The following is a 20,617-nucleotide window of genomic DNA, read 5'->3' on the forward strand; positions in this document are numbered from 1 at the left end:
CGGCATCCGGCGGAAGGCGCCCGGCCCCGTTCCGGGCGTGCCGTCAGAACATCGGGATCCGGCGCTGCGCCCGCCGCAGGAACGCGTCCAGCCGCTCCTCGGTCCGGTTGTCCACGTCGACGAACTTCAGCCGCACGTCACCCGGCTGGCCACCGGTCGCGGCCACCAGGCAGGTCAACCGGGCCACCCCGTCCGGCAGGTGCAACTCGGCCACCAGGTGCGCCCCGCTGGCCAGCTCCGCGGCGAACTGGCGCACCAGTTCCTCACCGATCACCGCCGGGTTCAGCGTCACGTGCGCGCCACCGGTCGACAGGTCGTCGGTGTGCCCCGGGTACACCCGGTCGGACGCCACCGCCATCGTCGCCGGGATCCGCACCGGCACCCGCACCCCGAGACGGCGCTCGACACCCGAGACCGACTCGTCGACCCGGATGTACACCCCGGGCGCCTCACCGTCGGCGACCGGGACCACCGTGCCGCACGCGTACCCGCCGCGCCCGTCCTGCGTCCACTGCACCTCGGCCTGGGTGCCGATCTCCGCGGCCAGTCCGGGCAGTTCGACCCGCAGCACGTCCCCGGGGTGCCGGGTCACCTGGCAGGTCCGCGCCGAGCCACCCCCGAACGACACGTACACCGCGGCAGCACGCCAGGGCAGCGGCTGCTCCTGCACGACATCGACTGCTTCGCGGGGCACACCCACAGCGCGCACCATCGTCAACGCCCCCTAAACGAAGACCGTTCGTTCATCCAACACCGCGGTGGCGCCGTTTATCCCGTGAATGCCCCGATAACTCAGATCATGCCTGCTCAGCAGCCTGTCACGACCGCACCGGGCGCCGCTGTCCCAGGCCGAACTCCATCCACCCCGTCACGGCGAAACCGGCCCGTTCCAGCAACACGGCCAGGCGACCCGGGCTGCGGCGATGCACGCGCACGTTCATGGGGTGGCCCCCGTACCCCTCAGTCTTGAGGGTTGTCCCCTGGCCGGGGTGGAAATCGATCCCGCCACGAACCGGAGTTCCGGATGTTCGTGGCGGGCCACCGCCGCCATCCTCGGCGACAGGTCGATCCCGAACGCGTCCACTCCGTGTCCGGCCAGATGTGCCGTGATCGGCCAGCCAGCTGGTTCCACTGTGTTCCGTCATCGACGGGCACCCTACCGGCCGGCCGCTGGGCCAGAATGTGCCCATGGGTTTCGAGATCAGGGATGTCCGTGACACCGACGCGACGGCGCTGGTGGCGCTGGTGGCGGCGATGGGCTACACCGTCGGCGACGACGACATCCGGCAGCGGCTGACAGCGATGCCGGACGACAACGGGGTCTTCGTCGCCGACGACGGGGAACGGATCCTCGGCTGGTGTCACGTCTTCCGCAGCCACAGCCTCATCGTCGGCCCCCGCGTGGAGATCGCCGGCCTCGCCGTCGACGAGCAGCATCAGCGGGCCGGTGTCGGCGGCGCCCTGCTGCGCCACGCCGAACAGTGGGCGCTGCGGCACGGCGTCGACCTGGTGTACCTGCGGTCCGGCAGTGAACGGGAGGCGGCTCACGACTTCTACCGCAAGAACGGCTACCGGGCGGTGAAGAGCCAGGTGGCGTTCAGCAGGACACTGCGGACGGCCGGGGACTGCTAGCGTTCCGCGCATGTCGGATCTGGGAGATGTGCCGTGGCCGCCCGCGCCGATCAGGACGGAGCGTCTCGTGCTGCGCGAGTCGCAGGCCCGCGACCGGCCGGTCTTCGTCGAGCTGCTCGTCTCCCCGGGGGTGAACACCTACCTCGGCGGCCCCCGCTCGCGGGCCGACGCGGAGGGTGAGGTGCCCGAGCTGCCCGGCCGGTGGCCGGGCAGTTTCGTCGTGGACCGCGACGGCGAGATGATCGGGCACATCCTGCTGCGCCGGCCCACCGGCGACCGCCGCCCGGCGGCCAACGGCCGGGTCGACCTCGGCTACCTCTTCCTGCCACAGACGTGGGGACGGGGGTACGCGTCGGAAGCCTGCGCCGCGGCCCTGGACTGGTTCGATGCGGCCCTGCCCGCCGAACCGGTCGTGCTGTTCACGCAGAGCGCCAACACCGCTTCGATGCGCCTCGCGGCGAAACTGGGCTTCGCCGAGGTGGAACGATTCCACGCCTGGGACGCCGAGCAGTGGCTGGGACTGCGGCCCGCGGCCGGGTCATAGCCGCGACCGGCCCGGGGCTGAGCCCGCGCGGGGGTGCGCGAGAATACGGCTCACTTTCTCCGCGGCGAAGGGAACAGCGTGCGGGACGAGAACGGCTGGGTCCAGTACTACGACCAGGAACGCGAACGGGTGCCCGCCGACCATCTCGGCGGTTTCGAACCCGAATCGATACTGGTCGACGGCACCGTGGTCCTGTTCGGCGGCCGGTGCGACGACCGGCTGCCGCTGCGCGCGTTCGACAGGGACTCCGGCATGTCACTGCCGGACCGGGCCGGACTGCACGGGGACCGGCCGCCGCGGGCGATGGCCCTGGGCCGGTGCGGGGAGCGGACCCTGCTGGCGACGGCCTCCGCGGGCGGTGTGGTCCGGGTCCGGGACGCCGTGACCGGCATCCCGGTCGGCGCGGAGATCCGCCACGAACGGACCGGCGTGTCCGTGGCGGTGACCACCGTCGTCGACCCGGACGGTGGCGGCGTCGACGTGGTCGCGGTCGCCGGCAGCGCCTGGATCAAGGCGTGGCGGGTGGACGACGGCGAACAGGTGGCCAGCCGTGGTTATCGCGGGGTGCGCTTCGTCGCGTACCAGGGAAGGTTGCTCGCGGCGCAAGCCAAGGGCTCCGGCCGGGAGGTCCGCGACGTGCTCACCGGCAAGGTCGTCGGCCGGCTGTTCTCGGTCCCGCCGGACCTCGTCTGGACGATCACCGAAATCGACGGGAGACTCCTGGTCATCGGCGTGCATGCGGAGACCGGGGCGCCGTGGGCGTGGGACGTCCTCGCCGGTGTGCCGGTCGCCCACCCGCCGCTGGCGGTGCTGCCGCAGGACGCCGGGCAGATCACCGCTATCACCGTGGCCGACGACCTCACCACGCTGCTGACCTGGTACACCGAGGACGGCGACGTCGGCGCCGGCTGCTGGCGGACCGGACCGGACGGCCCCGTTCCCTCACCGGTGCCGTTCGGCACCGGGACCATCACCGACGTCGCGCTCGGCGGCGGGCTGATCGCCCAGGCCGGCACCCGCAACCGGCTGACCGTGCACCGCGCGGCCACCGGCGAACCGGTCGTCTCGCCGTTCTACGGCGGACCGGTCCAGCCCCCGGCCGGTGTCACCACGCTCGGCGGGCGCACGGTGGCGGTCCTGCCCGGCGACCCCATGATGCTCTGGGACGTGGCCGCGGGCCGGCCGGTCGCCCGGGTCGACGCCGGCGTCGACGACGTGCACCGCATCGGCGTCGACGGGCAGGGCACGGCCGCGGTGCTGTACCCGTCGGACGGGGAGAAGCCGCGCCTGCGCATCCTCGACCTGGCCACTGGGCAGGTCCGGGCCGATGTGCCGCTGGAGTCGCAGTACGCCGGGCTGATCCCCGCGCCGGTGCTGTTCGACCATGGTGGCCGGCAGGTCGTCGCGATCGCCACGCAGAACCCGGAATCCGACGACGCGATCGTGTTGTACGACGCCGCCACCGGTGACCGGATTCCCGGCACGTTCGGCAAGCCTTTCAAGGAGTTGCCGCCCGGTTCGGGCATGCCCGTCCACCTGTACTCGGTGCTCACCACCGGCCGGGTCGGCGGCCGGCAGATCGTGGCGGCCGGTGCCGACTTCGGCAGTGAGGTGCGCCTCTGGGACGCGGCCACCGGCGAGACGCTGTTGCGGATCCAGGCCGGTGGAATGGGCGTGGCGGCGATCGCGCTCGGCGACCACCACGGACGGCCGATCGTGGCGACCGCCACCAGCACGTACCCGCGGCTGCAGGTGTGGGATGCGACCACCGGGAAGCAACTGCGCAAGGGCATCGACATGAGCCGGCGGGTCAATCCGATGAAGGCGACCGCCCTGACGATCGCGTCGTGGCGCGGTCAGACCGTGGTGCTGGCCGCGGCGCCGGACTGGCCGCCCTTCATGTGGGTCGTCGAATAGGGACCCTTTTTCGGCGTACGCGCGCTGGGTGGCCTTTCCAAAAGGGCCTTTCGGCGCGCACCCCACTTGCCGAAATCTCAGGAGAATCGTTCTGACAGAACCCGATACTGCTTGATCCACCGCTTGTTGATCTCGTCGGCTTGGCGTTGGTGCCGCGCCACGATCGGCGGCCCCTGATCCGGAACCGTGATGCCGAGGAACTCCACAACCCCGCGGGTCACCGCCACCACGTCCCGCTCGAGATCCTCGTAGAACACCCGATGCGGGCGGATCCCGCAAGCGGCGAACCATGCCTGCCAGGCGGCGTTGTGCTCCTCGATCGTGGAGATGAGGCGCCGGATCGCACCCGCGTCGAACACCGGCTCCCGCCCGTTGCCGCCACCATCGCCGCTGATCTCACCGTTGCCGCCGACGAACCACGTGCCGGTCTGCTCGGCGCGCAACCAGGACACAGCCTGCGCCACCACGTCACGCCGTGCCAGATAGACGAAGCCCGCACGACCGAACGCCCGGTGCAGAAGCCCGAGATCGTCACCGGCGAGGTCCCGGTGAACCGTCCGCAGCTTGTCGACGACCTCACCCAGCGTCCCCCACATCAGCTTCGCCCCGAACACCCCGTTCGGCGTGCTGCCCGCCGCCCGTGCCGCCCGCATAAAGTCCGCGTAGCTCGGGGCAGGACCAAGCCGCCACCGCTCAGCCCACAACAACTCGTCCGGCGCCCGAAAATACGACTGCGGCCGGCCACAGACCCCCGTGGAATCCAGAAGCCCGATCAGCAGAGAGCTGCCCGTACGCGGCGTGGCACACACGAAGTACGACTCGACGGCCTCGTTCATCCTGCCGGGCCTCCCTTGTTCGACGCCTACCCTCTCCACCCGGACGGCAGTCGAAGTATAGTTTCGTCGATGGATCCACTGAGGAGACATCGTGTCCAGCTGGGCGGGAACCAGGAAGCGCCGCCCATGGTCTTCGTGCACGGCTTCGGCGAGTATCAGCACATGTGGCGGTTCATCACCCCGGAGTTCGAGGAAGACCGCCGTACCGTGCTGTTCGACATCCTCGGCGACGACCAGGGCGCGGTCAACGGCTACCCGCCCGAGCGCTACGGCACGCTGCGCGGCCACGCCGACGACCTGCTGCGCATCCTGCGTGCCCTGGACCTGCACCAGGTGATGCTGGTCGGCCACTCGGTCGGCGCCATGATCGGCGCTCTCGCCGCGATCGAAGAACCGGAGCGCTTCGCCGGCCTGGTGATGATCACCGCCTCGGCGCGCTACGTCGACGACGACGGCTACGTCGGCGGGTTCTCCCGCGCCGACATCGAGGGCCTGCTGGACGCTATCGACAGCAACTACCTGGGCTGGTCCCGGGCGACCGCACCGACCGTGATGGCCGACGGCAGCATGCCCGAGCTGACCGAGGAACTGGTGCAGAGCTTCGCCCGTACGAACCCGCGGATCGCCCTGCAGTTCGCCCGCGCCACGTTCCTTTCCGACCACCGCGACGACCTCGCCCTGCTGAAACTGCCGGTACTGGTCCTGCAGTGCACCGCCGACGCGATGGTGCCGGCCTTGGCCGGTGATTACCTGCACGAGCACATCCCCGGCAGTCGGCTTCAGGTCCTCAGCGCCACGGGCCACTTCCCGCATCTGAGCGCCCCGGCCCCCACGGTGGAGGCAGTCCGGGCATTCGTCGACACCGTCACCGTGTGACCCGACCGCCGGCCGCGAGCAGGTTCGGGTCACACGCGCCTTCAAGCCGGTGTCCCGGGGGACTGTCAAGAAAACGGCTCTTTGGGCCTTCGAGGGTTTTCTCCCGCTCCCTCAGGTCGTACGGGATGCAGGTCAGTGTGTTCGGGCGGGTGCCGGCCAGGCGGCGGTGGCGGCCCACTGATCGAAGGTCAGCAGTGCGGGGTGGAGGGCGCGCAGCCGGTTGAGATCGCGGTCTCGGGTGGCGATGTCACGTGTCTGCAGGAAGGCGCTCATCGCCGCGAGGTCGTGGCCCACCTCCGGGACGGAGGCGACGACGACCTCCAGCGGAAGGTTCCGGTACTCAGCGGGGATACCGGTGCGCCGCTCGACTGTCCGGGCGATGTCCGCGCCGGAGAGACGGTCACCGACGACGGCGAGGTCGCGGGTGCCCCAGGACTGCCAGTTGGTGAACATGTACGCGGCGAACCACCCGATGTCCGAGAGCGCGATCATCGGGTAGTGGCCGTCGCCGAACGGCAGGTCGAACGTGATGCCCTCGCGCCCGTCTGTGAGCCTTCCCGGGGTGGGTGCCAGCGCGGAGGTCAGGTTCTCGTAGTAAGGGGCGGTGGTGAGGATGGCGACGTGGTCGGTGAACCATCCGTCGTTCACCTGCCGCATCATCTCCTCGGCCCGCTGCAGGTTGATGGACGAGGCCACGGCCGCTTTGCCGTCGTAGTGCGGAACGGCGACGGTGCCGTCGGTCAGGGCCAGCGCGTCGTCCAGCGATGACCAGATGAACCGGTCGACGCGTTGCCGGTGTGCGCTGTCAAGGATCGCGCGGCCCAGCTCGTATTCGGCGACTGGACTGTTGGCGGCGAAGAAGTTGGTGTTGCAGAACACCGAGTCGACGGTGCCCATCAGACCGTCCAACCACGCGCTGTCGGTGAGTTCACCCTCGATGATCTCAACCGCCTCTGAGGTCTGCAGATGCCGCGCCCGGGCGCTCTGCGCGTCTCGGGTCGGGACCACCACCGACCGCCCAGGGATCCGGACGAGATGCTCGACGACCGCGCGGCCCATCGCGCCGGTACCACCGATCACCAGGGTTTTCTCGTTCTCTTTCATGGGTGCCCCTTCAAAAATGGATTGCGCGGTCCAGAATCTAAACCTTTTGGATCGCGCAGTCCATTCTTGGTAAGATCCGCCACATGGACGTGTCGCGACTGACCAGCAAGGGCCGGGCCACCCGGGCCCGCATCGTCAATGCCGCCGCGGAACAGGTCCGAGCGCACGGACTGGAGACGTTGAGCCTGGACGCAGTGGGCACGGCCACCTCGACCAGCCGATCCCAGCTGTTCCACTACTTCCCGCAGGGCAAGCGTGGACTGCTGCGGGCGGTCTTCGAACACGAGATCGCCGAGCTGACCGCCGCGCAGGAACCGGCGCTGCACGACCTGTCCAGCCGGCGGTCGTGGGAGGCATGGCGCGACGGCCTCAGCGTCTACTACTTCACCCAGGGCCGCTGGACATGTCCCCTCACGGCCCTGGCCGCTCAGGTGGCAGCCACCGACGAGGATCTCAGCGCCTGGCTGATCGCACAGAGCACCACTTGGCGGCAGACGCTCGCCACCGGCGTCGCCGCCATACAGCACCGGCAACAGCCGAACGACCAGGATGAGGACCTCGCGGCCACGATGATCTGCCAGATCCAAGGTGGCCTGATCATGGGCCGGATCGACCGCAGTCCGGAGAGCCTACGCGCCGCGCTGCGCCGCATCCTTGACTGGATCCCAGCCCAGGCCGCGTGACCCGTCGCTCACGGAGCCGTCGGCCAGTTACTTGCCGGGGCTGGCCTCGGCCGGCCGCAGCGGCCGGTAGCCGTCGGTGTCGAGCTGGGCGAGTTCGCGTCACCGCGGATGGTGAGCAGTATCCGATGCAGGTCACTTTCGCCAGAACAGATGGTGCATCACCCCGCTCGGGCTGGGAACGACCTCCAGGTGGAACCGGTCGAGCAACTCGTCGGGGGACTCCCAGAGCCGTACTCCGGACCCGAGCTCGACCGGCGAGACCGCTACGTGCAGGGTGTCGACGAGGTCGGCGTCGAGGAACTGCCGGATGGTGGTAGCCCCGCCGCCGAGCCGGACGTCCCTGCCCTGCGCCGCCTCCCGGGCCTGGCCGAGAACCGTGGCAGGGTCGCCGCCGACGAAGTGGAACGTGGTGTCGGAGAGCGTGAACGAAGGACGCCCGTGGTGGGTCATGACGAACACCGGGGTGTGGAACGGGGGCTCGTCACCCCACCAGCCGCGCCATTCGTGGTGGCGCCAGGGCCCGCGCTGGGGACCGAACTTGTTGCGGCCCATGATCTCGGCGCCGATGTTGTGGGCGAAGTCCCGGGTGAGGTAGTCGTCGAGACCCCGGCTGCCCCCGGGTTCGGTGCGCCTGGGCCAGCTCGCCGTGGCGCCGGCCCAGGCGAACAGCCTCTCGGGGTCGACATGACCGAACGGCCGCTCCAGGGTCTGGTCCTCACCGGCGCCGATGCCGTCACTCGAGACGTTGAAGTTCTGGACTTTCAGCAGTTGAGCCACGTGCTCCTCCTGTGATGGCGATGGCGATGGCCATGGTGAGGTCGGAGCCGGTCGGCGGTTCTTGACGCGTACCCGGAGAATTATTTGATCTGTGGAATCTGTCGCCGGGATGTCAAGGGCAGCCGGTTCGCGACGACCACCTGGTGAAGGCGCCCGGCCGGGCGCTGCAACGCTCAGGAGTTGGTAATGAAATTTCTGCTGATCATGAACATCAACCCCGTCATCATGGAGGAGCTGACCGAGGCCGAGCGCCAGGAGATCATGGCCGGCCATGGCGAGTTCATGACGACGATCCGCGAGTCCGGCGAGATGATCAGCACCGAGGCGCTGGCCGACCCGTCCCAGAGTGCGGTGGTCCGTGTCCGCGACGGTGTACCGGTCGTCACCGACGGCCCTTACCTGGAGGCCAAGGAGTTCCTGGGCGGCTATTACCTGGTCGACGTCGCGAGCAGGGACCGCGCGCTGGAGCTGGCCGCCATGATCCCGGACGCCCGGGTCGACGGACTGGGCATCGAGGTCCGCCAGGTGATCTTCTCCGGTGGCCCGACCGCGTGAGCGCCGACCGCACCACCGTCGAGGGCCTGCTTCGCGCGCTTGCGCCGCAGGTCCTCGGCACGCTGGTGCGCCGCTACGGGCAGTTCGACCTGAGCGAGGACGCCGTGCAGGAGACACTGCTCGCCGCGGCGACACGCTGGCCGGCCGAAGGCGTCCCCGGCAACCCGCGTGGCTGGCTGATCACGGTCGCCGGCCGCCGCCTGGTCGACCAGATCCGTAGCGAACAGGCCCGGCGGCGACGCGAGGACGAGGTGACCCTCCTGGAGCCGGATCGGACGTCGCCCGGCCCCGGCGAGGACACGCCGGGCGACCGGGACGACACGCTCACCCTGCTGTTCCTGTGTTGCCACCCGGCGCTGAGCCCGGCCTCGCAGGTCGCGTTGACGCTGCGCGCGGTCGGCGGCCTGACCACCGCGGAGATCGCCCGCGCCTACTTCGTGCCGGAACCGACCATGGCGGCCAGGATCAGCCGGGCGAAGCAGCTGATCAGGGCCGCCGGCAGCCAGTTCACCATGCCGGTCGGGCAGGATCGGGCGGAGCGACTACGGGTCGTGCTGCACGTGCTGTACGTGATCTTCAACGAGGGCTACACCGCCAGTTCCGGAGACCGGCTGCGGCGCGACGACCTGGCCGCCGAGGCGATCCGGTTGACCCGCATGCTGCACCGTCTGCTGCCGGACGACGGCGCGGTGGCCGGCCTGCTGGCTTTGATGCTGCTCACCGACGCCCGCCGGGACGCCCGCACCGGCCCGCACGGCGAGCTGATCCCGCTCGACGAGCAGGACCGCTCGCGGTGGGACCGCGGCCGCATCGCCGAGGGCGTCGCGCTGGTCACCGACGCGATGACCCGCTCGTCACTCGGCCCCTACCAGTTGCAGGCAGCCATCGCCGCACTGCACGACGAGGCGCCCAGCACCGGCGCGACCGACTGGCGTCAGATCAACACGTTGTACAAGATCCTGGTGCGGCTCTCGCCGAACCCGATGGCCAGCCTGAACCGGGCGGTGGCGGTCGCCATGATCGACGGACCGCGGGCCGGCCTCGCCCTGCTGGACGAACTGTCAGCGGACAACCGGATCACGGACCACCACCGGCTGCACGCGGTCCGCGCACACCTTCTGGAGATGGCCGGCGACCATCCGGCGGCCCGGGAGTTTTACCACCGCGCTGCCCGCGGTACGACCAGCCTGGCCGAGTGCCGCTACCTGGAAACCCGCGCCGCCCGACTTGCGGGCTGACTTTCCCACGCCACATCCACCCGGGGTCACTTCCGCGTTAATTAACGTATTGCAATAACCAGTAATCCAATAATCCAGTCAGAGGTGCAAACCGGACATAATTTCGATACACCATAATGACAGTTATGTTGTACGCAACGCGTGCGAGAGGCGCGCTGCCGCGATGATGATCATCATGGAGCTGTATGGGTACGGGGATTGGGACGGCGAGCCCTGCTGTGACGAACACCGGGATGCGTGGGACTTCCCGATAACGGCGGAGCGGGTGGCTGCCGACTTCGAGGTTGAGGTCGAGGTCGCGAGACGGGGCTCTGGAAGAGTTCGAAGGTTTTCAGGCGCCACCAGCTTCGGCCCTGGCGGTGGACGGGTCGACGCTGTTTGATGAGCCAGGATTCTGGGCTCACCACCTGCGCTCCTCAGCAGGGAATGTCGCCGCGCTGGAGGCGGTGTTCGGACTGAGCTACACGCAGTGGCTCACGCCGTACAAGACTGAGGCCTGGCCGACCTTCACCGTCGAACTTCCCTCCGGCGGCGTTCTCCTGGTCGTGTACCGGACAGAGTCGATGGTTCGGGCCTGGCCTGCGCTGGGCGGAGTTGCGTGGCATCGTCGAAGGCGCGTTGCCGAACCGGTTGGCGGCGGCGCACCGGCTGTTGCTGCTGATGCCTTTCATGGGTGATGCGGCTGCCGGCAACGAACCGATGCATTGGCTGGCCCAGGCGCTGGAGCTGGTCAGCGGGAGAGATCGACTGTCGGCTGAGGTACGGGACCTTGCCGAGATCATGCTCGAGAATCTTCCGGCGCCGGAGTGGAGTGTGCGGAACCGGGTGTGGGCGAACGACGGCGAATACTGCGAGCGAGGTCCGGGAGGGGAGTATCGACGCCATCCATGGTCTGTGGAGCGGCTTCGCCGCGTCGATGTGGCGTTGGCGCCGCCTGTCAAAGCCATCGCCGGAGGCGCCCGCCGGTAACTCTGCGCCCGCACTCGAGGATCGCGGGTTCTGTCAGAGCGATTCTCCTGGGATTTCGGGACTATGCGGTGAACGCGGCGAACATGTCGACGAGCGACTGCGGGGCGTTGTCGTCGAAGATCACGGCCAGGCTTTCTGCGGATTCTCGCGCTACCGTCTCGCTGCGGGTGAAGAGCTCTTTTTCGTACGCGGCAAAAGCGGTTTCGATGTCGCCCGGATCAGCGGCTATGGCTTTGCCGAGTTCGGAACCGTCGAACATGGCCAGGTTCGCGCCCTCGCCGGCGAACGGGGACATCACGTGCGCGGCGTCGCCGATCAAAGTCACGCCGGGAATCCGGTCCCAGCGGTGCCCGGTCGGCAGGGCGTTGATGGTTCGCGGGATCAGCACACTGTCCGCCCCGGTGATCAGCGACTGGAGCGGCGGCGCCCAGTCGGCGAACTCCGCCAGCAGGACCGCCTTGCCGGCGTCCGTGTCGGTCCAGTCGACGCTGCGCAGCCATTGTTCCGGTTTCCGCAGCGCGATGTAGATGTGCAGACTGCCGTCGGTCTCCTTGTGCGCCAGGAAACCGCGGCCCGGCGCGAGCGCGAACAGCATGCCCCCGCCCACGACCGCGGCCGGCTCCGGACGGGCATCGGTGTGGTCGACCTCGATGAAAGATATTCCGGTGTACGCCGGAAGCACACTCGAGACCAGCGGCCGGATCCGCGACCACGCGCCGTCGGCACCGATCAGCACGTCCGTGGTGACGCTCGCCCCGTCTGCGAAGCAGAGCTCATGCCGGCCGTCGCCGAGCGGTGCCGCACCGGTGACTTTGCGGCCCCATACGATCGTGTCGTCCGGCAGCGCGTCGAGCAGGATCCGGCGCAGCTGGCCGCGGTCGACTTCCGGCCGGTCGCCGGCGCTCTGCTCGTCCGATTCTTCCAGGCGGACGGTGTTGTGCCGGTCCAGGATGCGCATGGCCTGCCCGCCCGGATGGATGATCGCCTGGAACTGGTCGAACAGTCCGGCGTCCCGCAGCGCGACCTGCCCGTTGTAGTCGTGGATGTCGAGCATCCCGCCCTGCGTCCGGGCGTCCGGTGACGCCTCCAGCTCGTAGACGGTCGCAGCAATACCGTGGACGTGCAGGACCCGGGCCAGGGTCAGTCCACCCAGCCCGGCACCGACGATGGTGATCGTGGGTACGGCCATGCCGTCCATGGTCGCAACAAATCTGCTCGTCAGGGAGCAGAAGCGAGCTGCTGGGGAATGGGGTGCAGGGCGTGGAGCGGTTCGTGGAGTCCGGTGCGGTGCGGATCTGGACTGAGCGGGCCGGTGATCCGGGGTGCCCCGCCGTGCTGCTGATCGCCGGGTCGGCTGCTCAAGGGGTCAGCTGGCCGGATGCGCTGGTCGGCGGGCTCGTCGCGCGGGGTGTGCAGGTGATCCGGTTTGATCATCGGGATACCGGGCGGTCGAGTGTGGTGGATTTCGACGCTGACCCGTACACGATCGGGGTCATGGCTCGTGATTGTCTGGCCGTGCTGGACGGGCACGGGATCGCGTCGGCCCACGTGGTCGGAGCCTCGCTGGGTGGGGTCCTCGCGCAGTGGCTGGCCGTGCACGCGCCCGCGCGGGTCCGGTCGCTGACCCTGCTCGCCACTACCCCGATGGGATCGCGCCGGGACGGGCTGCCGCCGCCGGCGCCGGAGTTCCTGGCGCATCTGGCTGCGGGGCTGCCGCCGGGGGTGGAATCCGACGTGGCGCTCTTCCGGGTGTTCAACGGGGCGGTGCGGCCGTTCGACGAGCCGGCCGCGCGGGCGATGCTCGAGCTGGCCCGGTCGCGGGCTGGTGATCCGGCGGCGGCCGCCCACCACGACCGGGCCGCGTGGCGCGCCGACCCGAGTGTGGACGCCCCGCTGGCGTCGATCGTCGCGCCGACGACCATTCTGCACGGCGATCAGGATCCGGTGTTCTCGCTGGGGCACGGGACCGCGCTTGCCGCCGCGATCCCGGGTGCGGTGCTTCATCTCGTACCCGGAATGGGTCATGTCCTTACTTCTCCTGGTCTGCCGGAGGAGATCGCCGGACTGATTCGGCTGGCACGCTCGTCGCCCTCCAACTCGCCGCCCTGCCGCTGGCCGCGGTCATCAACCTGATCCCGGCACTCGGCGAGGAGCTCGGTTGGCGGGGCTGGCGGCACCTACCTGCTGTTCGCCCGGGCCGGCGAGCACGTCGACACGACCCGGGCGACGATCCTCGGCTGGAGCGGATGGATCGTGCCGCTGCTGCTGGTGGCGGTTCTCATCGCCACCGGGCAGTTCGCGGCGCCCGCAAAATCCCAGGAGAATCCTTCTGAGAGAACGGCGGAACTCAGGCGGGGCGGCCGAACACCTGCACTTCCGCAAGGTTGAGTTCCTGCGGTGCCGGGGTCGCCAGCCACACCCGGACGTACCGCCCCCGGGCCGGGATCGTGATCGTGGTGGGCCGCCCGGCCTGCTCGGTCTCGTGCACGCCCGCCACACCGGGGGCAGCGAGGGCCTCGGCCAGCGTCGGCGGGAACGGGTCGGCGGACACCAGGACGTGGTAGTCGCGGACCCGTTCGGCGCAGCAGTCCACCCGGTTGTGGACGGCCACCGTCTCGATGTCACTCGCAGTGCCCAGGTCCACCTGCCACCAGGGCTGGGCCTCGGCGCCGGAGGTGGTGGAGAAGTCGAAGACGTTGCCGTTCACCGACGCCGCGGCCGGATAGTCGGCGGAGTAGTCGGAGATCTGGGTGGCCGCCTTGCCCTGGGAGAGGTTCTGCAGCGGGGGCAGGCCCAGGAACGTGTCGTGTGCGGCGCGGACCCGGTCGAGGAACGTGTCCAGGACGCCGTCGCCGATCTGCACCGCGCCTTCGATGCGGTTCTCGCCGGGCACCGACCGGATCCGGCGGGCCTGCTGTTCCAGGGCGTTCATCTCGGTGCGGGCCGCGGCGGCCGCGGGTGCGTCCCCGGCCTCGATCGCGGACAGGACGGCCAGGCCACGGTCGGCGGCGCGGCCCCACAGGGCGGTGGCGTCCAGCCAGTGCGCCGTGTCGTCGAGGAACGCCGCGTCCGTCACCGTGGAGCGGATCACCGCCGGGGCCTCGGCGATCTGCCGGACGTAGCCCGCAAGGGTTCGCCGTGCGGCCGGGTCGGGGTAGGCCGCCCAGAACGTGGCCAGGCGCGCGGCGAGGGCCGGTGCCTGGGGCTGCCACGGGTCCGATCCGAACGTCGGCGCCAGGTGGTTGAGATCGAAGAACGTCAGCAGCGCGGGTACGCCGGAAGCGTCCCCACCAGCCAGGACGGTCGCAACCTGCCGCCAGCTGATGTCACGGTCGTAGGCACGGTCGTTCCAGGAGAAGTCGGCCATCGTGAACAGGACGACCTTGCTCGCGGCGGCCTGGTTCATCGGGTTCGCGACGATGCCCGCCACGTGGCCGGCGAGTCCGGGCTCGCGTTTGTCGTAGGGTGCGAGCAGGAGCCGGCCGGCGGACTGGGCGTAGTCGTTGACCGGGTAGTTGTCCCAGACGAACACGTCCCGGCCGAACAGCGCGGACGCCCGCGACGCCTGGTCGACGGTGATGCTCGGCGGCACGACGTCGGTGCCGGTCCACATCACCAGGACCTTCGGGTCCAGCGTCGACCGGATCTCCTGCTTGTAGGCGGTGTCGGTCAGGTCGCCGTACTCGGTCGGGACCATCTGCAACGGCCGCACCCCGGGATGCGAGGCCACAAAATTCTGTTGTACGTCGTTGAGCAGGTCCACCTGGGCGCGGGCGGCGGCGCCGGCTCCGGGTGCGCCGTACGTGTCCTGGTCGGCGGTGCAGTTCCACCGGGTGTAGCTGATGTCGTCGAGCGGGATCGAGAAGTCCCGGACGCCGATGTCGTACATCGCCTGGAGTTTGCCGGTCAGCGCCGCCCGGTCGGCGGTGCTGGAGTAGCAGATCGTCGTGCCGGGTGACACCGCGAACGTGAACCGGACGTGGTGGGAGGTGGCGGCGTCGACCAGTTCCCGCAGTTCGGCGAGTTTGCCGGCCGGATAGGGTTCGCGCCACCGGTCCCGGTGATAGGGATCGTCCTTCGGTGCGTACACATAGGAGTTGGTCTTGATCGTGCCGTAGAAGGCGAGTTGGTCCAGGCGCTCCGCGTGGGTCCACGGTGAGCCGTAGAAACCTTCGATCGCGCCGCGCAACGCCATCGCGGGGTGGTCGCTGACCGCGACGCCCGCGAGGGTACGGCCGGGGCGGAACAGCTGGCGCAGGGTCTGCACCGCGTAGTACTGCCCGGCCGGGTCGACGCCGCCGAGGGTGACCTGGTGTTTCTCGGCGCGTAGTGCGTAGCCCTCGGCGGTGCTGGGGATGGTGGTGCCGGCCAGGCGGCGGGCGATGTCGGGGCGGTCGGCCGGGCCCAGGCGCACGGTCAGGGGCGCGTGGGCCGTGACGGCGATGCCCTGCTGGTCCAGCAGGGTACGCAGCAGATCGGCGGCGGCCGGGTCGGTGGCGTCGGTGGTGATCAGCTCGACCCGGCCGGGCAGGGGGATGTCCGGGCCGATCCGTTCGATCTTCTGCGGGGTGGGGGAGACGAGCGGCAGGGCGCGGGGCCCGGCGTGGGCCGGGCCCGGCACACCCGCGCTGAGGAGCAGGAACACGGCTAGGAACAGGGATGGCCGTCGCATCGCTTCAACCTACATCGACGAAGGTCGTTTCAAAGTGCGGAAGACCGTCCGGACCAGGGTGTCGAGGGCCTGCGGGAAGAACTCGGCCGGGTCGTGCGGGGCGTCGCCCATGGTCAGGCCCGCGGTGAGGATCGTGGAGCCGTCCGGGCTGCTGTACATCAGCGCGCCGTAGCCGCCGGGCGCGCCGCCGTTGTGGTGGTAGACGAGGCCACCGTCGTCGCCGAGGTCCTGGACGAAGATGCCCAGGCCGTAGTCGATCGGGCCGCCGGGCTTGCGCATCTCGGCCAGCAGGTGCTCCGGCAGCAGCCGGCCGCTGTTCAGGGCGGCGAAGAAGATCTGCAGGTCACGGGTGGTGATGATGGCGCCGCCCGCGCCGAGCAGCATGGACAGGTTCTGCCGGGAGACGTCGGCGATCGTCCACTCGTCGCCGTCCTGGTAGCGGTAGTAGCCGACGGCGTGCGGGTCGGGCAGGTCGGTGACTTCGCCGTCGAGGACGGTGTCGTGCAGGCCGAGCGGCTCCAGGATCCGCCGGTGCATCTGCTCGCCGTAGGTGCCGTCGCCGACGGCGGCGATCAGCAGCGTGGCCAGGGTGTAGTTGGTGTTCGAGTAGCTCCAGTCGGCGCCGGGGGAGAACCGGGCCTCGTGCGACAGGGCCAGCTCCACCAGTTCCTGCGCGGTGTAGGAACGCAGCCGGTTCTCCACCCAGTCCTTGCCGGTGGCCGGGATGCCCGCCACGATCGTGCCGTCCGGCAGGTATTCGCCGGTGTAGTTGAACAGGCCGCTGGTGTGCTGCAGCAGCATCCGCGGGGTGATCCGCGCGTCGAGTTTCAGGTCCGGCAGGTGCCCGGCGATCGGGCCGTCCAGTTTGAGTTTGCCGTCGGCGATCAGCTGCAGGACCAGGGTGGCGGTGAAGGTCTTGGCGACGCTGCCCGCCCAGAACCGGCCGTCGACCGGTGGCGCCTCGGTCGCGCCGAGTTCGCGGACGCCGGAGCTGCCGGTCCACTCCTCGTGGCCGTGGCGGACGCGCAGCTGCAGTCCGCCGAATCCGGCGGCGACGAAGGTGTCCGCGGCGGCCTGGAAGTCGTGCATGGTGTGCTCCTTCGATCTGTTGTTTCTGACACCGGAAACGCTACGTTGCTTTCCGATTTTCAAGAACAGCGAAGTCGCGTAATGCCAGAGAAGTCCCAGCTCAGAGGAGTGCAATCATTGCAATGGCGCTGAATCTAACGCAACTGCGCACCCCTTTTCGTTGCAATGGAACAAAGGTGAACGCTACAGTGTGGACGCTCGACGATCACGGAGGAGACCGCGATGCCCGGAGGCCGACTCACCCCGCAGGAACGCCAGCAGATCAGTCAGGGGCTGGGTGAGGGACTCGCCTACGCGGAGATCGCCCGGCGACTCGACCGGCCCACGTCGACGGTCACCCGGGAGGTCATGCGCAACGGGGGTCCCGGGGCGTACAAGGCCGACCTGGCCCAGCACGCCACCGGGCACCGGGCGCGCGGGCGCCGCAAAGCCGTCACCGGGCGGCCCGGGGTGCCGGCCCAGGCGCACGGGCGCGATGCGGTCGCCGTCAACGCGTACGAGGAGGTCCTCGCCGACGTCTTCGTCCAGTCCGGGCTGCCGGCGATGACGGCCCGCACGCTGACCGCGCTCTACACCACCGACAGCGGCAGCCTCACCGCCCCCGAGCTGGTGGCGCGCCTGCAGGTCAGCCCGGCGTCGATCTCCAAGGCGATCACGCTGCTGGAGGGCCAGGGCCTGATCCGGCGGGAACGCGACGAGCGCCGCCGGGAACGCTACGTGGTCGACGACGACGTGATGTACCAGTCGATGATGGCGAGCGCCCGCTCGACCGCCCGCCTCGCCGAGATCGCCCAGCAGGGGGTGGGGGTGCTGGGCGCCGACACCCCGGCGGCGGACCGGCTGCGCAACATCGCCCGGTTCGTCGATTTCGTCTCGGAGAGCATCGTGCGGGCCGCGGACCAGGCCCGCGAGATCCTGCACGGCACCAAGGGCCGGCCGCAGCCGGTCTCCGGCGAGTGAAAGCCACATAACGGGCACATCACCCGTACTCTCAAGGTGGGGAGAGAGAAGGGTGCGCTCGTGAAGCAAGCTGTGTCGCCGTCCGCGGAGCAGGTCAAGGCCGGGAGCGCGGTGTACGGCCGCGGCGTGCTGGCCATCTACGACGTGTGGGTGCTCGGCATCGTCTGCCCGCTGGTCTGGCACTGTTCCCGCGCCCGGATGCTGGAGCAGTACGACCGCCACGTCGGCAACCGGCACCTCGACCTCGGCCCGGGCAGCGGCTTCTACCTGGACCGCTGCACGTTCCCGACGGACCGGCCGGAGCTGACCCTCGTCGACCTCAACGACGAGGTGCTGCGCAAGACGGCCGGGCGGCTGCGCCGGTACCGGCCGGCCACGCTGCGCCGCGACGTGCTGCAACCGCTGAACCTGGGTGACGCCCGGTTCGACTCGGTCGGCATGAACTTCCTGCTGCACTGCATTCCGGGCGGGTTCGCGCACAAGGGCGCCGTCTTCGACAACGTCGTGCCGTACGTGACGAAGGGCGGCCGGATCTTCGGGTCGACCGTGCTGTCCCACGGCGTCGAACACGGCCGGCTCGCCCCGGCGAAGCTGACGATCCTGAACGCGACCAAGGTGATGAGCAACCGGGAGGACTCCCTGGCAGGCCTGGACGAGGCGCTCTCGTCCCGGTTCGAGCGCTACCGGATCGAGGTCCGCGGGTCGGTCGCGATGTTCGAGATCACCGTGAACTGACACGAAAAAAAGGGGGACCCGGCCGGGTCCCCCTTTTTCTCTGCCGCCTACTTCTTGCGCAGTTTCTGCACCAGGGTCACCACCGCGATCACCACAGCGCCGGCGATCACACCCAGGATCGCGCTGAAGATCGTGTTGACCAGCCAGCCGACCACCCCGCCGAGAGCGCCGGTCGCGTCGTGCGCGGCCTCCTCCACGTGGTGCACCATGCTGTACAGGGCGTGCAACCCGAGCTCGTCCGTGCCGACCAGCAGGATGTGCCCGCCGACCCACAGCATCGCCGCGGTGCCCACCACGGTCAGCACGGTGAGCACCTTCGGCATCGCCTTGACCAGTCCACGGCCGAACGCCGCTACCCCCCTACCAGGCAGCGCCGCCAGTCGCAGGCCGGCGTCGTCCATCTTCACGATCAGGCCGACCGCCCCGTACACCAGCACGGTCATCACCACGGCCACGATCGCGAGGATCACCAGACGCGACCAGAAACCCTCGTCGACGACCTCGTTCAGCGAGATGACCATGATCTCGGCGGAGAGGATCAGGTCGGTGCGGACCGCGCCGTTGATCAGGGTCTTCTCGTCCTTGAACCCGTCGTCGTCGCCGTGCGACTCGTGGTGGGCGATCTTCGCCCACACCTTCTCGGTGCCTTCGAAGCAGAGGTAGAGCCCGCCGATCATCAGCAGCGGCGTCAGCGCCCAGGGCAGGAACTCGCTGAGCAGCAAGATCACCGGGAGGATGATCAGGAACTTGTTGCGCAGCGAGCCCAGGGCGATCCGCTTGACGATCGGCAACTCCCGTTCCGCGGCGAGCCCGCGAACATATTGCGGAGTGACCGCGGCGTCGTCGATGACCACGCCGGCGGCCTTCGTGCCGGCCTTCGCGGCGGCGAGTCCCACATCGTCGAGGGACGAGGCGGCGGCCCGGGCCAAAACCGCCACGTCGTCGAGCAGTGCGGCCAGTCCAGCACTCAAGAGAGGTCCTTCCGATCGGTTCCTGCCGGGGATTTACCCACCAGCGTCGGTGAACACGCTATCGGAGTTGCGAACGGGGCTCTGTTACGGCTGGAGAAACCGTCAAGCAGCACCTTCCCGGCAGGAAACCCCCAGAAGGGCGAGGGAAAGGGAAAGTAGGAAATCCCACGAGGCCGAAGATGGACCATGCGTACGCCGATAGGCCCCCGGCACGGAAGAACACACTGTCGTCACGGAAGGCGGAGGGAGGCGTATGCCGAACAAGGAGTCACCGACGCTGGCCTCCTCCCACGACGGGGAGTGGTGGGGTCAGTTCGAGACGGCGACCGGCCAGTTCGACGCCGCCATCCTGACCACCGGCCTGACCGAGATGATGCTGCCGAAGATCCTGGCCCGGCTGTTGCAGCGGGAAGCCGACATCGCCGCGGACATGGCCATCGCCTACCACAACAAGCCGGGCAGCGACGCGTTGCAGGACCGGCACGAGAAAGCCGGCGAGCGCCTGCGCGAGACCATCGACCGGCTGCGCTCCCGCGACGTCGACCCGGACACGCTGATCGAGGCGGAGGCGGTCTGGCTGGTCATCGACGGCCAGTATGCGGCCGCCGCGGCCGCCGCGGAGCCCTGGCTGGGCACGCTGCCGCTGCTGCGGGTGTTCGTGTCCGCGCTGCGGATGGAACATCTGGACATCAACGTCACCGCGCAGCTGCTGAACTCGGGCGCCACCCCGGCCGAGGCCATCCACGTCGGGAAGATCATCGGCAAGTACGGGTGGTGGCCGGACTGGATGCGCGAACTCGTACTCGAACGCGCGATGGCCGACACCCTCGACGACGCGCTGATCGCGGCGCTGGACCTGTGCGCGTTCGCCACGCTGCGCCCCACCCAGGCGCGGCTGGCCCGGTCACTGCTGCGCGGCGATCAGGCGGCGACGAACCGGGCGGTGCGCACCCTGCAGGCGATCGGGGAGACCGCGACGGCCGAGCGGCTACGCGACGGGGACCTGACCGCCGTCGCCTTCGCGGCACGGTTCGCCTCTGTCTGACGGCTTTCGGATAT

20 protein-coding genes are annotated in these 20,617 nt (G+C 69.5%); 12 read left to right on the forward strand and 8 right to left on the reverse strand.

The window, feature by feature from the left end; translation table 11 throughout:
- Window positions 1-43: 43 nt before the first annotated feature.
- Window positions 44-712 (reverse strand): PilZ domain-containing protein, encoded by a 669-nt coding sequence (locus QSK32_RS16415; RefSeq protein ID WP_045747964.1) that lies wholly within the window; start codon window positions 710-712, stop codon window positions 44-46.
- Between the two features lie 476 nt (window positions 713-1,188).
- On the opposite strand from QSK32_RS16415, the gene QSK32_RS16420 reads away from it, so the two are divergent.
- From QSK32_RS16420 to QSK32_RS16430, 3 genes are all read left to right on the forward strand, one after another.
- Entirely contained in the window at window positions 1,189-1,632 is a 444-nt protein-coding gene (locus QSK32_RS16420) for a GNAT family N-acetyltransferase (RefSeq protein ID WP_052721213.1), read from the forward strand.
- Window positions 1,633-1,642: 10 nt separating this feature from the next.
- Window positions 1,643-2,176, forward strand: a complete 534-nt coding sequence (locus QSK32_RS16425; protein ID WP_045747965.1) for a GNAT family N-acetyltransferase — start codon at window positions 1,643-1,645, stop codon at window positions 2,174-2,176.
- A 78-nt stretch (window positions 2,177-2,254) separates the two neighbouring features.
- Entirely contained in the window at window positions 2,255-4,093 is a 1,839-nt protein-coding gene (locus QSK32_RS16430; RefSeq protein WP_285472407.1) for a WD40 repeat domain-containing protein, read from the forward strand.
- 77 nt (window positions 4,094-4,170) lie between these two features.
- Here the strand turns inward: QSK32_RS16430 and QSK32_RS16435 are convergent, their stop codons facing one another.
- Entirely contained in the window at window positions 4,171-5,091 is a 921-nt protein-coding gene (locus tag QSK32_RS16435; protein WP_285472408.1) for a Stf0 family sulfotransferase, read from the reverse strand.
- On the opposite strand from QSK32_RS16435, the gene QSK32_RS16440 reads away from it, so the two are divergent.
- A complete protein-coding gene (locus QSK32_RS16440) occupies window positions 5,056-5,805 on the forward strand; it encodes an alpha/beta fold hydrolase (protein WP_285472409.1) in 750 nt (249 codons plus the stop codon). The genes QSK32_RS16435 and QSK32_RS16440 overlap by 36 nt on opposite strands.
- Before the next feature lie 132 nt (window positions 5,806-5,937).
- Here the strand turns inward: QSK32_RS16440 and QSK32_RS16445 are convergent, their stop codons facing one another.
- Window positions 5,938-6,909, reverse strand: coding sequence for an NmrA family NAD(P)-binding protein (locus QSK32_RS16445; RefSeq protein WP_285472410.1), 972 nt, complete (start codon window positions 6,907-6,909; stop codon window positions 5,938-5,940).
- Window positions 6,910-6,992: 83 nt separating this feature from the next.
- Here QSK32_RS16445 and QSK32_RS16450 point away from each other — a divergent pair, with 83 nt between their 5' ends.
- Window positions 6,993-7,592 (forward strand): TetR/AcrR family transcriptional regulator, encoded by a 600-nt coding sequence (locus tag QSK32_RS16450; protein ID WP_285472411.1) that lies wholly within the window; start codon window positions 6,993-6,995, stop codon window positions 7,590-7,592.
- A gap of 132 nt (window positions 7,593-7,724) precedes the next feature.
- Here QSK32_RS16450 and QSK32_RS16455 read toward each other — a convergent pair whose 3' ends face one another.
- The gene (locus QSK32_RS16455) at window positions 7,725-8,369 is read right to left on the reverse strand and encodes a dihydrofolate reductase family protein (RefSeq protein ID WP_045747969.1); all 645 of its coding nucleotides are present in this window, start codon (window positions 8,367-8,369) and stop codon (window positions 7,725-7,727) included.
- Window positions 8,370-8,555: 186 nt separating this feature from the next.
- Between QSK32_RS16455 and QSK32_RS16460 the strand changes: the two genes are divergently transcribed.
- The 3 genes from QSK32_RS16460 to QSK32_RS16470 all read left to right on the forward strand — a co-directional run bounded on the left by QSK32_RS16460 (window position 8,556) and on the right by QSK32_RS16470 (window position 11,131).
- Complete coding sequence (locus QSK32_RS16460; RefSeq protein WP_285472412.1) at window positions 8,556-8,924, forward strand: YciI family protein; 369 nt, start codon at window positions 8,556-8,558, stop codon at window positions 8,922-8,924.
- Entirely contained in the window at window positions 8,921-10,162 is a 1,242-nt protein-coding gene (locus QSK32_RS16465) for an RNA polymerase sigma factor (RefSeq protein ID WP_285472413.1), read from the forward strand. Before QSK32_RS16460 ends, QSK32_RS16465 begins: the two co-directional genes overlap by 4 nt.
- Window positions 10,163-10,756: 594 nt before the next feature.
- A complete protein-coding gene (locus QSK32_RS16470) occupies window positions 10,757-11,131 on the forward strand; it encodes a hypothetical protein (protein WP_285472414.1) in 375 nt (124 codons plus the stop codon).
- 61 nt (window positions 11,132-11,192) lie between these two features.
- On the opposite strand, the gene QSK32_RS16475 is transcribed toward QSK32_RS16470, so the two are convergent.
- On the reverse strand, window positions 11,193-12,320 hold the full coding sequence (locus QSK32_RS16475; RefSeq protein WP_285472415.1) for an FAD-dependent oxidoreductase: 1,128 nt from the start codon (window positions 12,318-12,320) through the stop codon (window positions 11,193-11,195).
- Between the two features lie 71 nt (window positions 12,321-12,391).
- Between QSK32_RS16475 and QSK32_RS16480 the strand changes: the two genes are divergently transcribed.
- The gene (locus QSK32_RS16480) at window positions 12,392-13,264 is read left to right on the forward strand and encodes an alpha/beta fold hydrolase (protein ID WP_285472416.1); all 873 of its coding nucleotides are present in this window, start codon (window positions 12,392-12,394) and stop codon (window positions 13,262-13,264) included.
- Window positions 13,265-13,478: 214 nt separating this feature from the next.
- Here the strand turns inward: QSK32_RS16480 and QSK32_RS16485 are convergent, their stop codons facing one another.
- Window positions 13,479-15,803 (reverse strand): glycoside hydrolase family 84 protein, encoded by a 2,325-nt coding sequence (locus QSK32_RS16485; RefSeq protein ID WP_285472417.1) that lies wholly within the window; start codon window positions 15,801-15,803, stop codon window positions 13,479-13,481.
- 9 nt (window positions 15,804-15,812) lie between these two features.
- Window positions 15,813-16,892 (reverse strand): serine hydrolase domain-containing protein, encoded by a 1,080-nt coding sequence (locus QSK32_RS16490; protein ID WP_285472418.1) that lies wholly within the window; start codon window positions 16,890-16,892, stop codon window positions 15,813-15,815.
- A gap of 222 nt (window positions 16,893-17,114) precedes the next feature.
- Between QSK32_RS16490 and QSK32_RS16495 the strand changes: the two genes are divergently transcribed.
- The gene (locus QSK32_RS16495) at window positions 17,115-17,852 is read left to right on the forward strand and encodes a helix-turn-helix domain-containing protein (RefSeq protein ID WP_045745499.1); all 738 of its coding nucleotides are present in this window, start codon (window positions 17,115-17,117) and stop codon (window positions 17,850-17,852) included.
- Between the two features lie 60 nt (window positions 17,853-17,912).
- Window positions 17,913-18,587, forward strand: coding sequence for a class I SAM-dependent methyltransferase (locus QSK32_RS16500; protein WP_285472419.1), 675 nt, complete (start codon window positions 17,913-17,915; stop codon window positions 18,585-18,587).
- A 47-nt stretch (window positions 18,588-18,634) separates the two neighbouring features.
- Here the strand turns inward: QSK32_RS16500 and QSK32_RS16505 are convergent, their stop codons facing one another.
- The gene (locus QSK32_RS16505) at window positions 18,635-19,558 is read right to left on the reverse strand and encodes a DUF808 domain-containing protein (RefSeq protein WP_045745498.1); all 924 of its coding nucleotides are present in this window, start codon (window positions 19,556-19,558) and stop codon (window positions 18,635-18,637) included.
- Window positions 19,559-19,811: 253 nt separating this feature from the next.
- Between QSK32_RS16505 and QSK32_RS16510 the strand changes: the two genes are divergently transcribed.
- Window positions 19,812-20,603 (forward strand): hypothetical protein, encoded by a 792-nt coding sequence (locus QSK32_RS16510; protein ID WP_045745497.1) that lies wholly within the window; start codon window positions 19,812-19,814, stop codon window positions 20,601-20,603.
- The last annotated feature ends 14 nt before the right edge of the window (window positions 20,604-20,617 follow it).

It is taken from the genome of Actinoplanes sp. NBRC 101535, assembly GCF_030269225.1.
GTDB classification, from domain to species: domain Bacteria; phylum Actinomycetota; class Actinomycetes; order Mycobacteriales; family Micromonosporaceae; genus Actinoplanes; species Actinoplanes rectilineatus.

What these genes read in the sequence shown, in the direction of transcription:
- QSK32_RS16490 (WP_285472418.1), bottom strand. Translation starts at nt 16,892, where the DNA reads ATGCACGACTTCCAGGCCGCCGCGGACACCTTCGTCGCCGCCGGATTC.
- QSK32_RS16510 (WP_045745497.1), top strand. Translation starts at nt 19,812, where the DNA reads ATGCCGAACAAGGAGTCACCGACGCTGGCCTCCTCCCACGACGGGGAG.
- QSK32_RS16415 (WP_045747964.1), bottom strand. Translation starts at nt 712, where the DNA reads ATGGTGCGCGCTGTGGGTGTGCCCCGCGAAGCAGTCGATGTCGTGCAG.
- QSK32_RS16495 (WP_045745499.1), top strand. Translation starts at nt 17,115, where the DNA reads ATGCCCGGAGGCCGACTCACCCCGCAGGAACGCCAGCAGATCAGTCAG.
- QSK32_RS16485 (WP_285472417.1), bottom strand. Translation starts at nt 15,803, where the DNA reads ATGCGACGGCCATCCCTGTTCCTAGCCGTGTTCCTGCTCCTCAGCGCG.
- QSK32_RS16420 (WP_052721213.1), top strand. Translation starts at nt 1,189, where the DNA reads ATGGGTTTCGAGATCAGGGATGTCCGTGACACCGACGCGACGGCGCTG.
- QSK32_RS16425 (WP_045747965.1), top strand. Translation starts at nt 1,643, where the DNA reads ATGTCGGATCTGGGAGATGTGCCGTGGCCGCCCGCGCCGATCAGGACG.
- QSK32_RS16460 (WP_285472412.1), top strand. Translation starts at nt 8,556, where the DNA reads ATGAAATTTCTGCTGATCATGAACATCAACCCCGTCATCATGGAGGAG.
- QSK32_RS16450 (WP_285472411.1), top strand. Translation starts at nt 6,993, where the DNA reads ATGGACGTGTCGCGACTGACCAGCAAGGGCCGGGCCACCCGGGCCCGC.
- QSK32_RS16445 (WP_285472410.1), bottom strand. Translation starts at nt 6,909, where the DNA reads ATGAAAGAGAACGAGAAAACCCTGGTGATCGGTGGTACCGGCGCGATG.
- QSK32_RS16440 (WP_285472409.1), top strand. Translation starts at nt 5,056, where the DNA reads ATGGTCTTCGTGCACGGCTTCGGCGAGTATCAGCACATGTGGCGGTTC.
- QSK32_RS16475 (WP_285472415.1), bottom strand. Translation starts at nt 12,320, where the DNA reads ATGGCCGTACCCACGATCACCATCGTCGGTGCCGGGCTGGGTGGACTG.